This is a genomic window from Streptomyces sp. NPDC093544, assembly GCF_040683495.1.
GTDB lineage: Bacteria > Actinomycetota > Actinomycetes > Streptomycetales > Streptomycetaceae > Streptomyces.
This window is the reverse complement of sequence record NZ_JBFBEA010000001.1, coordinates 144,284-157,027: the sequence shown is the minus strand read 5'-3', so window position 1 is coordinate 157,027 and position 12,744 is coordinate 144,284. Positions and strand designations below refer to the sequence as shown.

Annotated in this window: 12 protein-coding genes; 5 read left to right on the top strand and 7 right to left on the bottom strand. The window is 68.7% G+C overall.

The window, feature by feature from the left end; all coding sequences use genetic code 11:
* Positions 1–55: 55 nt before the first annotated feature.
* Together AB0N66_RS00615 and AB0N66_RS00610 are read right to left on the bottom strand one after the other, a co-directional pair.
* Positions 56–1,153 carry a Gfo/Idh/MocA family oxidoreductase gene (locus AB0N66_RS00615; protein WP_365426363.1) on the bottom strand — a complete coding sequence of 366 codons (1,098 nt, stop codon included), beginning with the start codon at positions 1,151–1,153 and terminating at the stop codon, positions 56–58.
* A complete protein-coding gene (locus AB0N66_RS00610) occupies positions 1,138–1,794 on the bottom strand; it encodes a ThuA domain-containing protein (protein ID WP_365426360.1) in 657 nt (218 codons plus the stop codon). Before AB0N66_RS00610 ends, AB0N66_RS00615 begins: the two co-directional genes overlap by 16 nt.
* Positions 1,795–2,568: 774 nt before the next feature.
* Between AB0N66_RS00610 and AB0N66_RS00605 the strand changes: the two genes are divergently transcribed.
* Positions 2,569–4,392, top strand: coding sequence for a right-handed parallel beta-helix repeat-containing protein (locus tag AB0N66_RS00605; protein WP_365426357.1), 1,824 nt, complete (start codon positions 2,569–2,571; stop codon positions 4,390–4,392).
* Positions 4,393–4,587: 195 nt separating this feature from the next.
* On the opposite strand, the gene AB0N66_RS00600 is transcribed toward AB0N66_RS00605, so the two are convergent.
* On the bottom strand, positions 4,588–6,153 hold the full coding sequence (locus AB0N66_RS00600; protein ID WP_365426354.1) for an MDR family MFS transporter: 1,566 nt from the start codon (positions 6,151–6,153) through the stop codon (positions 4,588–4,590).
* Between the two features lie 14 nt (positions 6,154–6,167).
* A complete protein-coding gene (locus AB0N66_RS00595; RefSeq protein WP_365426351.1) occupies positions 6,168–6,767 on the bottom strand; it encodes an NAD(P)H-dependent oxidoreductase in 600 nt (199 codons plus the stop codon).
* Positions 6,768–6,884: 117 nt separating this feature from the next.
* Here AB0N66_RS00595 and AB0N66_RS00590 point away from each other — a divergent pair, with 117 nt between their 5' ends.
* Complete coding sequence (locus AB0N66_RS00590; RefSeq protein ID WP_365426348.1) at positions 6,885–7,640, top strand: TetR/AcrR family transcriptional regulator; 756 nt, start codon at positions 6,885–6,887, stop codon at positions 7,638–7,640.
* 94 nt (positions 7,641–7,734) lie between these two features.
* Here AB0N66_RS00590 and AB0N66_RS00585 read toward each other — a convergent pair whose 3' ends face one another.
* Positions 7,735–8,166 carry a DUF6299 family protein gene (locus AB0N66_RS00585; RefSeq protein ID WP_365426345.1) on the bottom strand — a complete coding sequence of 144 codons (432 nt, stop codon included), beginning with the start codon at positions 8,164–8,166 and terminating at the stop codon, positions 7,735–7,737.
* A 288-nt stretch (positions 8,167–8,454) separates the two neighbouring features.
* Here AB0N66_RS00585 and AB0N66_RS00580 point away from each other — a divergent pair, with 288 nt between their 5' ends.
* From AB0N66_RS00580 to AB0N66_RS00570, 3 genes are all read left to right on the top strand, one after another.
* Positions 8,455–8,649 carry a DUF5999 family protein gene (locus AB0N66_RS00580; protein WP_365426342.1) on the top strand — a complete coding sequence of 65 codons (195 nt, stop codon included), beginning with the start codon at positions 8,455–8,457 and terminating at the stop codon, positions 8,647–8,649.
* 104 nt (positions 8,650–8,753) lie between these two features.
* Positions 8,754–9,578, top strand: a complete 825-nt coding sequence (locus tag AB0N66_RS00575; RefSeq protein WP_365426339.1) for a PaaX family transcriptional regulator C-terminal domain-containing protein — start codon at positions 8,754–8,756, stop codon at positions 9,576–9,578.
* A gap of 257 nt (positions 9,579–9,835) precedes the next feature.
* Positions 9,836–10,288, top strand: coding sequence for an ATP-binding protein (locus AB0N66_RS00570; protein WP_365426337.1), 453 nt, complete (start codon positions 9,836–9,838; stop codon positions 10,286–10,288).
* Between the two features lie 24 nt (positions 10,289–10,312).
* Here AB0N66_RS00570 and argF read toward each other — a convergent pair whose 3' ends face one another.
* Positions 10,313–11,320 carry an ornithine carbamoyltransferase gene (gene argF / locus AB0N66_RS00565; protein ID WP_365426334.1) on the bottom strand — a complete coding sequence of 336 codons (1,008 nt, stop codon included), beginning with the start codon at positions 11,318–11,320 and terminating at the stop codon, positions 10,313–10,315.
* 104 nt (positions 11,321–11,424) lie between these two features.
* Positions 11,425–12,648: an arginine deiminase gene (locus AB0N66_RS00560; RefSeq protein ID WP_365426331.1), complete on the bottom strand. Its 1,224-nt coding sequence runs from the start codon at positions 12,646–12,648 to the stop codon at positions 11,425–11,427.
* Positions 12,649–12,744: the final 96 nt, after the last annotated feature.

Here is a 12,744-nt window from a genome sequence, read left to right as displayed (position 1 = left end):
GCGTTCCCGCGGCATGCGCCGGTGGAGGGTCGGCGGGGGCGTCGGACGGTGACGATCAGCGGTCGGCCCGGGCCACCGGGGCCGGGCGCTCGCAGGTGGTGGTCACCGGGAGTGCGCGTCCCTGGTCCGCCGCGTCCATGAGGGTGAGCATGATGTCCAGGACGTGGGCGGCGAGTTCGGCCGATGCTCGGTGCGGACGCCCGGCGGACAGGGCCTCGGCCAGGTCGGCGAGGCCGACGCCGCGCCCCGCGTCCGGATAGCCGGCCGACACCGGCAGCGTTTCCCAGCCGTCACCGTGGTGGATCTCGACAGGACCGTCGAAGCCGTTCGGGTCGGGCACGGACAGCGAGGCGGCGGTGCCGTGCACCTCGATGCGCGGCAGCCGCGCGGCGCGGATGTCGAAGCTCATGACCAGGGTGGACAGGGCTCCGCCCGCGTGCTCCAGGACGCCGGTGATGTGGGTGTCCACCTCCACCGGGAAGGTGTGCCCCGCACGGGGACCGCTGCCGATCGTCCGCTGCGCACGCGGTCGGGAGGACGCTCCGGTCACCCGGACCACCGGGCCCAGCAGATGGACCAGGGCCGAGAGGTAGTAGGGCCCCATGTCGAGCAGCGGGCCGCCGCCCGGCCGGTAGTAGAACTCCGGGTCCGGGTGCCACTTCTCGTGACCCGCGCTGGTCATGAAGGCGGTGGCCGCGACCGGCCTGCCGATCAGACCGTCGTCGACGGCCTTGCGCGCGGTCTGGGTTCCGGTGCCGAGGACGGTGTCGGGTGCGCAGCCGACCCGCAGTCCCGCCTCGCGCGCCGCCGCCAGCACGGCTTCGGCTTCCTTGCGGTTGGTCGCGAGGGGCTTCTCGCCGTATACGTGTTTGCCCGCGCCGAGCGCCTCCAGGGCGACGTCCGCGTGCGCGGCGGGAATCGTGAGGTTGAGGACGGTGTCCACGTCGTCCCTGGCCACCAGGGCGGCCACGGACGGCACCACGGCCACCTCTTCCCCGGCCTGCACGGCGATGGACTGCGCGCGGCTCCTGTCGAGGTCGGTGACCGCGGTCATCCGCACGGACGTCAGACGCTCCAGCGTCGAGAGGTAGGCGCCGCTGATCTTTCCCGCGCCCACGATGCCGATGTTCAAAGGCTTCAGCGGCTCGCCCACAGCAGTCCCCTTTCGGTCAACGTGCGGACCTCCGGCACGTCGAAGTCGTCGGGCTTGTGCCCGATGGTCGAGACGAATACCCGGCCGGCACCCCAGGTCCTGGTCCACACGGCGGGCATCACCGCGGGCAGGTCGCGCAGTTCGTCGGGCGGGAAGGTGGTGGTGGCAAGGACCTCGATGTGCGGGTCGGTGAGCACCCAGTACTGCTCGGTATGAACGGCGAAGTCGTCGAGTCCCGCGACGACGGGATGGTCGGCGCGCTCGGGCAGCACATGCACGGTGTGGTCGTGGAAGCCCGGCGGGTGCATCACGAACTTGCCGCCCGTCAGCAGGTGGTAGCCGTGATCGTGGAAGCAGTCGACGATGCCGCCGTGCCAGCCGGCCAGCCCGGTGCCCGCGCGCACCGCGGCGGCGAGATTGGCGCTCTGCTCGCGGGTGATGGTCCCCATCGTCCAGCACTGCACGATCAGGTCGGTGGCGGCCAGACGCTCCGTGTCCTCGTACACCGCGAGGTCCTCTGAGGTCTCGACGGTGAATCCCTGTTCCTTGAGGAACGGGACGAATTCGTCGCTGATCGCCACGGGCTGATGCCCGTCCCAACCTCCGCGGACGACGAGCGCCCGCCGGATATCAGTGGTCAAGGTGATTGCACGCTCCCATCGGCGCCGCGCTGCAGTGCGCGACGGTCGGGGTGGAGTGGTGTCGGCCAACAGGTCGGCCGATCCTGGAATTACCGCTGCTCGGGCGTTGTCGCACAAGTGCCCAAGCGAACTTATGAACCGGTTCCGGAGTTTGTCAATATGCTGGATGAACTCTGGAACGAAGCGACCTGAGCCTCGCTTCACCACGAGCCGGACAAGTGGCGGCAACCGCGAAGACCAGCCATCGGTCAACCACAGACCGGCCGGCCGCGACGAGGTGCGGCACCCGGCCGCCCGGAGCGCGCCCGGAAGCCCGATCGGGCCCGCTCCGAGCCCCGCCACCGGCCCCCACCATGTATCCCTGCCCTCGCAGCCTCACCCCGACCCGAACCCGGAAACGGACATCCGACAGCGAACCGCCCCGTTTGTCGCGAACCACAAGTCCCGTTCGCCGCGCCCTACATTCAAGCCGTCAGACGCATTGACTAACGCAACTTGATGGATTTACATGGCGGCGCGGCCGCGCCATCAGCCGTACCTGCCTCTCCCCCCACCCTGAACAAAGATGCTCGGCATGTCGAAACATGCACGAACATGTCTGCACATTGCAGGACTTGGCGCGGCATAACGACTTCTACACCTTCATCGGCACCTTCATCGACAACGCGTCAGACCTCCGACAGATGAGCCGCACTTGTCTCTCGGCGCGTCGACCGCTCTGTCGCTGACCCCACCAAGAGGTGAAATATGCACAGGAAAGTCCGACGAGCCTCCATGTGGCTTCCTGGTATCGCCATGCTTGTCGCCGGCACTCTGTTCGTTCTTCCGGGCACGGAAGGTCACGCCGCGGGCACCGAAGGCCACGCGGCAGTGACTACGGGGGCTGATGCCGAGGCGGTTGCCGCAGCGGCTGGTGCCACAACACCCTTCGCCACGGTCGAGGCCGAAACCGGGACGCGTGCCGGCGGCGCCACCCTCCGTTCCCTCACCCCGGGAGCGGCGGCACCGACCGCGGCGTCCCTGGAGACAGAAGCCTCGGGCTACTCACTGGTCGAACTGAAGGCCACCGGCGCTTCGGTGACAATATCGAACAACACGGGCAAGAGCGCCAATACCCTCGTGGTCCGCGCCTCGATTCCGGACGCGGCGGCGGGCGGCGGCATCACCGCGTCGCTGAACCTGTACGTGAACGGCGTATATCGCCAGGCGATCTCACTGAGCTCCAAGCAGGCGTGGAACTACCGTGACGCGACCACCAATCCGGACGACCCCAACGCCGGCGGGTCGCCCTACCGCTTCTACAACGAATTCCCCGTCTGGGTCACGGGTGCTCCCATCGCGGCGGGCAGCACGATCAAACTCCAGAAGGACGCCGCCAACACGGCTGCCGTCTACGACATCGATTCCGTCGATCTGGAGAGCGTCGGGGCCGCGCTTGCCCAGCCGGCCAACTCGCTCTCCGTCGTCACCTACGGCGCGGACCCCACCTTCGTGAAGGATTCGACGGTCGCGATCCAGAACACGGTGAACGCCGCCAAAACGCAGGGAAAGTCCGTGTGGATCCCGTCGGGTAAGTACCTGACGAACAGCCTGACGGCCACGGCGTTGAACTTCACCGGCGTGAAGGTGCAGGGCGCCGGCATGTGGTATACCACCATCTACCGGAAGGTCCCTCTCCCGACCCCGGCCGGGTGGCGTTCGCAGATCCTGGTGGGCTCGGGCACCACGCTGACGGACGTGCAGATCGATACCAACGCGATCTGGCGGGTAGTCGGTGGCACCGGTGGTTCGGACTACGGAATCAACGCCAGTGGTGCCGGCGGCTGGCTGGTCGACCGGATCTGGACGCGCCACATCGACGCCAACTGGCTGTCGGGGACCAACGGCATCATCCAGAACAGCCGGACAGCGGACACCTACGGTGACGGTTTCAACGTCAACAACGGCAACGCGTCGAATCCGGACAAGCTCGGCAAGAACATCACGGTCCGGAACAACTTCGCCCGGAACACAGGTGACGACTCCTTCGCCACGTACTCCGACGCCGGAGCCAGCGGCACGAACCCCCAGGTGACCGGTACGACGATCATCAACAACACCGCGATCGCCCCTTGGTGGGCCAACGGCATTCGGGTCGCCGGCGGTCAGAACATCGTGGTGAGCAACAACCTGGTCAACAGCGTGTCATCGAACAGCGCCCTGGACATCGGCGTGTTCGGCGACACGGGGAACCCCTTGGCCTCCCTCACGGTCACTGGGAATGTCCTGAACGGCGGCGGCGGCTGGAACGGCACCCGGCACGGCGTGCGGATCAGCTCTCCGTCCAGCACCTCGCTGTTCCCGACCGCTTACTCGAACGTCACCATGACGGACAACATCCTGAACGGGGCCCTGCGTGCGGGCCTCTACGTCGACAAGACACGCGTCAACCTGACGCTGGCCAACAACACGATCAACCGTCCGGCGAAGCAGGGGATCTGGATCCCCGCCGGAGTCACCGGCACCGGCACCTTCGCGGGTAACACGGTGACGAATCTGTTCCCGGGGCAGGTCGCGACCCAGAACGACTCAGCGGCCACATTCAAGATCACCGGCTGAAAGTCCCCGGTCTGACGCTCAGTTCAGTCCGCGGTCGAGTCCGCGTTCCCTTTCGTCGGGGCGCAGACTCGACCGCGGCGTTTGTGCGAGGGAGGAGTCCGCGGGCGAGCTCGAAGCCGAGCAGTGCCAGGGACTGCCTTTCGGTCGGGCGCCGGGCGCGGGGCACAGGCGCTTTACGGGAGCAGACCGGAGGTGTCAGTCCGCGGACGTCGCGGGGATCTGGGCGCGCGGCGAACTCCCGTTCGGCCCGGGTGACTTGGGGGCCGGGGTCCCCTGGACGAACCAGGCGACGGCGAAGGCGGCGGCGGAGAGCAGGGCGGTGCCGATGAGGACGCCGTGCAGTCCGCTGGTGAACGCTTCCTGGACGACACCGCGCAGTCGCGCGGACATCCCTTCGACCGAGGACGGGGTCAACTCGCCGCCGGAGGCGAGCTGTTCGGCGGTTCGCTCGCCGAGCCGGTCGCTGAGTTCGCCCGTCATCCGCCCGAGGTGCACGGCGCCCAGTGCGGCGACACCGAGTGAGCCGCCGATGGTGCGCACCAGGGTGACCGTTCCGGTGGCGGCGCCCATGTCGCGCGGGGGTGCCGTGTTCATCGTGGTCAGCAGCGTGCTCTGCATCAGGATGCCGACGCCGATACCGAGCACCAGAGTGAGAGCCGAGGCGGCGAACACCGGGGTGTCCGTGTCAAGCAGGAGCAGCAGCAGCGCGCCGGTGACCGTGACGGCACCGCCGGTGATCGCAATCGCCCGGTCCGGTCCGCCCCGGTCCGCCAGCCGTCCGGTGATCAGCTGCGCCGCCAGCATGCCCAGCATCAGGGGCAGGATCTGCAGGCCGCTGACGGTGGAGGTGGAGCCCTGGACGAACTGCAGGTACTGGGGAAGGTAGTTGACCACCGAGACCAGCACGGCGCCGGCAAGGAAGCTGAGCAGCTGGGCCAGGGCGAAGTCGCGGTTGCGGAACAGCCGCGGCGGGATGACGGGTTCCGCCGCCCGCTGTTCCACCCGGACGAACCCGGCAAGGGCCACGGCCGCGACCACGGCGAGCAGCGCGATCTGCGCCGATCCCCAGGCGTAGCGGGTGCCGGCCCAGCCGGCCAGCAGGGTGAGCGCCAGGATGGCGGTGGTCAGCAGCGCCGTACCGGGATAGTCGATCCGTCCCCCGGAGCGCTCCTTCGGCAGCCGGACCCCCTTGGCGACCGCGAGCAGCGCGACGACACCGAAGGGCACGTTGACGTAGAACGCCCAGCGCCAGTCGAGGGCGTCGGTGATGAAGCCGCCGAGCAGCGGTCCACCGACGAAGGCGACCGGCAGCATCACGCCGACCATCGACTGGACGCGGCCGCGCTCGTGCGCCGGGACCAGCACGCCGATGACCGACAGCGCGCCGACCATGAGCCCACCGGCGCCGAGGCCCTGGAGGGCGCGGAAGGCGATGAGCTGTGCCATGTCCTGGGCGAGCCCGCACAGCACGGTGCCGACCAGGAAGAGCAGCACGGAGCACATGTAGGCGCCCTTGCGGCCCTTGAGGTCACCGAGTTTGCCCCAGATCGGGGTGGTGGCGGCCATGGTGAGCATGTACGACGTGACGGACCAGGAGAAGTGGTCGAGTCCGCCGAGGTCGCCGACGATGGTCGGCAGCGCGATGCTGACGATCTGTCCGTCGAGGGTGGCCAGGAAGATGCCGAGCATGAGTCCGAAGACGCCCAGGTAGGGCAGGGTCGAGGGGGCCCGCGTGGGCGCGGCCGACGTATCACTGGTCATGGCCGTGTCTCACTTCAGCCGGTGTACGGGCGGGCGGCCCGGGCGACCCGAAGTGCCTGTCCCCACCAGGCCAGTTGGTCGAGCAGTGCCTTGACCGCGACCTCGCACTCCGGGTCGAGGGGCACGCCGTTCGGGTCGAACTTGTCACCGTAGTTGTGAAAACTGACCGTGTTGCGGATCGTCGTGGCGTGCACTTCGGCCAGCACGGGCCGCAGGTGCTCGACCGCGCGCAGGCCGCCGGAGATGCCGCCGTACGAGACGAAGGCGACGGGCTTGGCATGCCACTGCGGGTTGTGCCAGTCGATCGCGTTCTTCAGCGCCGCCGGATAACTGTGGTTGTACTCCGGCGTGATGATGACGAAGGCATCGGCGACCGCCAGGCGCGGGGTGACCGCGCCGAGCAACGCCATTTCCTCGCCCGGGAGTTGCTGTCCAAAGGCCGGCATGACGGTCGGCAGGGGCGTCTCGACCAGGTCGATGATGTCGACCTCCATGTCGTCGCGCTGGGCGATCCGGTCCTTCAGCCAGTCGGCCACGACCGGCCCGAAGCGTCCGTCCCTGGTGCTGCCGACGAGGGCTGCCACCCGCAGAGGGCTGTCGTTCACGTCACTCATGTGGAACTCCTGGATGTGTACGGCGTATCGCTACAGATACAACGTACACAAGCGTGCGTACACTGTCCACCGCTGTTACGTTGTACACAAACCCGGCACCGGAGGGAGTCCTCATCCATGGCCACTCGGAGGAAAGAGGAGAGTCAGGTGACGCCGGAGCCGTCCGAGCCCAAGGAGAGCGTCTTCCTGTGGGAACGCCTCAACCGGCCCGCGCCCGCCCCTCGCTCCACGCTCACCCCGCAGCGCATCGCCACGGCCGCCGTGTCGATCGCCGACACGGAAGGCCTCGACGCCGTCACCATGCGGCGCCTCGCGGCCGATCTGGGCGTCGCACCGATGGCGGCGTACCGCTATGTGTCCGGCAAGGACGAGCTGCTCGAGCTGATGGTCGACCACGTCTACGGCGAGCTGACGCTGCCCTCGGAAGCCAAGGGCTGGCGGGAGGTCATGCGGGAGCTCGCCCTGCGCACCCGGACCGTGCTTCTCGGGCATCCCTGGGTAACCCGCACGGCGGTGTTCACGCTGACCCCGAACCAACTGGCCGTTCCCGAGCGGGCCCTGGCCGCACTGGACGGGCTCGACCTGGACGCCGACACGATGATGGCGGTCGTACGCACCGTCGATTCCTATGTGCAGGGCGCCGTCGGTTTCGAGATCGGCCGCACCGAGCTGCTGCGGGAACAGGGCTGGTCCAGCGGGAACGAGGCGCGCACCGGTCTGGCACCGCGTATGACGTGGCTGATGGGCACCGGCCGCTACCCGACGTTCGCGCGCTACCTCGGTGAGGCGAGCCGCAAGGACGACCTGAAGTGGCAGTTCGAGACAGGCCTCGATTCGGTGCTCGACGGGATCGCCGCGCGCCTGGGCGACTGAGCTCCCGTCCCTCCGGCCCTGCCGGTGGCCGGCGAGCAGTGCGGCAGGGTCGCCCCTGCCGCACTGCTCGCCGGCCGCGGCACCAGGACCGTGCTCAGCTTTCGGTGAGGGAGATGTCCTCCTGCTGCCTCGCGTGGAAGGTCGGCAGCGGCAGGCCGCCCGCGCCGGGGCGCAGCTCCATCAGGGTGACCTCGACATGGGCGGCGCCCGGAGCGAGGGTCCCCGGCGTGCGCTTCTCCGAGTTGGTCCAGGGGTGTACCGCGCCGTCGCAGACCGCCGCGGTGCCGCCGATGCCGTGGCGCACCTGGGGGTCGCCCTGCGAGACCGACGAGGACACGAACACGGGGCCGGTACTGCTCAGACAGCGGTAGGTGCCCGAGAGGCTGACGGTTCCGTCGGCCGCGACCTGACCGGTCGGGTCGACGGTGACCTGGTCGTACGGTCCTGACAGGGCGACGGCGGACGGGGCGACGGACAGGAGCAGCGCGGCGGCGGCAGCCGCGCCGAGGGCCTGGCGCACGGACATGGGAATACCTCCTGGAGCGGGGGCCGGAAAAGCGGGTGTCTGAAAGAGCGCTCCACAGGTACCGGTCCTGGGCCCCGAGGGCGGCGTCCGGCACCCGGAGGCGGCCGATCATCACCCCTTTGGTGGCGAGTTGGCGCCGTCCGTCTTGGGGACGTCCAAGTGTTGTCCGCGTGTTGTCACGCTTCACGACCGGCTGTTCCGATGAGTTCGCCGCGCGAGCATGGTCTAGGTATGCGAGGACGGCGACGACGCCGTCGGCACTCATCGCATACGACGTGGAGGTGCGCCATGTGTTCCCACCAGCCTTCGTCCCCGTCCGTGGACAGCAACGCCCCGCACATCGTGGCGGCCCACCCCGAGCAGGGCTGGAACCTCCTGTGCGACGGCGCGATCGTCTTCGACGACAGCGGCGAACTGCACCCCGACGGCAGCGTGATCGCTCCGCGCCGGGCGTTCGTCGAGCAGCTGGCCGTCGCCGCCTGAGTCCGTCCGCGGCCAACCGGTCACAGGCCCAGGGCAGCACCGCGAGTCCGTCGAGCCGGGCCAGGTCCATGGGCGGCGATCCCAAGTGATCTTCGCGGACTAGAGTGATCAACGTGTCAGAGCAACACGCCCCCCGGTCCCTCATCGTCACGTTCTACGGCGCCTACGGCCGTTTCATGCCCGGCCCCGTGCCGGTGTCCGAGCTGATCAGACTCCTCGCCGCGGTCGGCGTCGACGCACCCTCCGTACGGTCGTCGGTGTCCCGGCTCAAGCGCCGCGGCCTGCTGGAACCGGTGCGTACGGCGGCGGGGGCGGCCGGATACGCGCTGTCGTCGGACGCACGGCAACTGCTCGGCGACGGCGACCGGCGGGTGTACGGGGCGGTTCCTCCCGCGGACGACGGCTGGGTGCTCGCCGTCTTCTCCGTTCCCGAGTCAGAGCGGCAGAAGCGGCATGTGCTGCGCTCGCGCCTCGCCGGTCTGGGTTTCGGAACGGCCGCCCCCGGGGTGTGGCTCGCCCCGGCACGGCTCTACGAAGAGGCGCGGCACACTTTGGAGCGGCTGCGGCTCGACCCGTACGTGGACCTGTTCCGCGGGGAGCATCTGGGCTTCGCCGCGACGGCGGACGCGGTGGCCCGCTGGTGGGACCTGGCCTCGATCGCCAAGCAGCACGAGGAGTTCCTCGACGAGCACGCGCGCGTGGTGCACGACTGGGAGCGGCGCGCGGACACCCCGCCGGAGGAGGCGTACCGCGACTATCTGCTCGCCCTGGACTCCTGGCGGCATCTCCCCTACACCGACCCGGGACTGCCCGCCGCCCTGCTTCCCCAGGACTGGCCGGGCGCCCGCTCCGCCGCCGTCTTCCGTGCACTGCACGAGCGGCTGCGGGACGCGGGTGCGGCTTTCGCCGATGTACCCGAGCGGGCCTGAAGCAGACCCACTAGCTCGTCAACCTATGCCCCTCCTGTCGCTTCCGTCACGAGCGCGCGATAGAAGCGCGGCAAACCCGTCACTGAGTCACAAATCCTCGATGGCCCCGTAACGGCGGGAGCACCGCGCGGGAGGCGGACCGTTCAGCTGGGTACACAGCCTCATGCCGGGCCGAAAGTCCCGGGACATGCCCGCCGGGAGCCTCTGTCCGGTCGAGTCGTACTATTTCTAAAGTTGAAAGCAGGACAACCTGCTCAATGAACGGACGCCTTTTGCCCGACACCCCCGCACCCGCCTCCTGGCGCATCGCGCTGCCGCACACCGCCGCGGCAGTGCCGGTCGCCCGTGCGCTGGTCCGTACGGCGCTGGCCGACCTGGAGAACGCGGCCGACAGCGACACCGCTGAACTGCTCACCGCTGAGCTGGTCGCCAATGCCGTGGAGCACACCGCGGGGGACGGTCCCATAGAGCTGGTCGTCGAACTGTTGCCGACCGGCTGCCAGGTCGAGGTACACGATGGGGACCCCGCGCCGCCCGGCGATCTCACGGTTTGCGACCCGGCCCGCGAGCCCGACCCCTGGCAGGAGCACGGGCGCGGCCTCCTCCTGATCCGCACCCTCAGCTCGTCCTGCGGCCACCGCCCGGCCGGCTCCGGCAAGGCGGTCTGGTTCAGGCTGCCCGTCGTACCGCCGCAGCGACGAACGGTGTAACCCCGGCAACAGGCCCCCGTCCGGTCAGGCGAGCGTCGCGACCAGGACCGCCTTGATCGTGTGCAGCCGGTTCTCGGCCTCGTCGAAGACGACCGAGTGCGCCGACTCGAAGACCTCGTCGGTGACCTCCAGCGACTCCAGGCCATGGCTCTCGTAGATCTCCCGCCCGACCTTCGTGCCCAGGTCATGGAAGGCCGGGAGGCAGTGCAGGAACTTCACGTCCGGGTTGCCGGTGGCGCGCAGGACGTCCATCGTCACGGCGTACGGGGACAGCGCGCCGATCCGCTCGTCCCACACCTCCTTCGGCTCGCCCATGGAGACCCAGATGTCGGTGGCGACGAAATCGGCGCCCACGACTCCCTCGGTGACGTCCTCCGTGAGCGTGATGCGGCCACCGGCGCTCTCGGCGAGCTTGCGGGCCCGGGCGACGGTCTCGTCGGTGGGCCAGTACGCCTGCGGGGCGACGATCCGGACGTCCATGCCGAGCAGCGCGCCGGTGATCAGATACGAGTTGCCCATGTTGAAGCGGGCGTCGCCGAGGTAGGCGAAGGCGATCTCGGCAAGCGGCTTGTCGCTGTGCTCCGTCATCGTGAGCACGTCGGCGAGCATCTGGGTGGGGTGCCAGTCGTCGGTCAGGCCGTTGTAGACGGGCACACCGGCGTACGCGGCGAGCTCCTCGACGGCGGCCTGACTGTCACCCCGGTACTCGATCGCGTCGAACATCCGCCCGAGCACCCGCGCGGTGTCCTTCACGGACTCCTTGTGACCGATCTGCGAACCGGACGGGTCGAGATACGTCGTCGAGGCGCCCTGGTCCGCCGCCGCGACCTCGAACGCGCAGCGCGTACGCGTCGAGGTCTTCTCGAAGATCAGCGCGATGTTCCTGCCCCGCAGATGCTGGGTCTCGGTCCCGGCCTTCTTGGCCGCCTTCAGCTCGGCGGCCAGCTCGATCAGCCCGCGGAACTCCTCTGCCGTGAAATCCAGCTCCTTGAGGAAGTGGCGGCCTGCGAGGGCGGTCGGGACTGTCGCCATGAAAGCGCTCCAGAATGACGGGTACGAAGAGGGGACCTTGGAATTCTATACGATGATCGGCATTTCTATACGGTCCCTAGGATTTCCATACGGCCCCGGGACTCCTATACAGCCCCGCGCTCGACCGGACAGCTCATACAGCGCGGCCCACCCCTCCCCCGCCCCAGCTCACTCCCCGGAATCTCGATCACCTCGATGCCCTGCTTGCGCAGATGCGTGTTGGTGGTCGCGTTCCGCTCGTAGGCGACCACGACCCCCGGTTCGACGGCGAGAACGTTGCAGCCGTCGTCCCACTGCTCCCGCGCGGCCGCGTGCACGTCCTGGGTGGCGGTGAGGACACGGATCTCGCTCAGGCCCAGTGCAGCGGCGATCGCGCGGTGCATGTGCTCCGGGGGATGGTCGGTGACCTTCAGTTCCTTGTCGCCCACACCCGGTTCGATGGTGTACGAGCGGAGCATGCCAAGGCCCGCGTACTGCGTGAAGATGTCGCCGTCGACCATCGTCATCACGGTGTCGAGGTGCATGAAGGCCCGCCGCTTGGGCATGTCGAGCGCCACGATGGTGCTCGCGGACCCGGCCTCGAACAGCTTGTGCGCGAGCATCTCGACGGCCTGGGGCGTCGTCCGTTCGCTCATGCCGATGAGGACCGCGCCGTTGCCGATGACGAGCACGTCTCCGCCCTCGATGGTGGAGGGGTAGTCCGCCTGCCCCTCGGACCAGAGGTTGAAGGTCTCGTCGCGGAAGAGCGGATGGTGCCGGTAGATCGCCTCGAAGTGCACGGTCTCGCGCTGCCGCGCCGGCCAGCGCATGGCGTTGATGGAGACCCCGTCGTAGATCCAGGCGGAGGTGTCCCGGGTGAAGAGGTGGTTGGGCAGCGGGCCGAGCAGGAAGTCGTCGAGGTCCATGACATGAAAGCGCACGGAGGTCGGCTCCATGTGTGCGTTCAGGTACTCCCGCTTGGTCATGCCGCCGACCAGCGCGGCGGCAAGATCCGGGGCGGGCAGGGCCTCGAAGGAGCCCCTGAGGTGGTCGGTGGCGAGTGGCCCGTACTCCTTCTCGTCGAAGACCCGGTCCAGGACGAGCGATCTGGCCGCCGGGATCTCCAGGGCCTCGGTCAGCAGGTCACCGAAGAGATGGACGGTGACCCCGCGATCGCGCAGCACATCCGCGAACCCGTCGTGCTCGGCGCGCGCCCGGCGCACCCAGAGCACGTCGTCGAAGAGCAGGGCGTCCTTATTGCTGGGGGTGAGCCTTTTGAGCTCAAGATCCGGCCGGTGCAGGATGACGCGGCGCAGCCGCCCGGCCTCGGAGTCGACATGGAATCCCATGTCTCCATCCTGACCATCCGGACGCGTGTTCACCCACTGATCGCGCCGACCCGCTCCGTTTCATTTCGTCCTCTTGACGATAACCGAGCCCCTCCA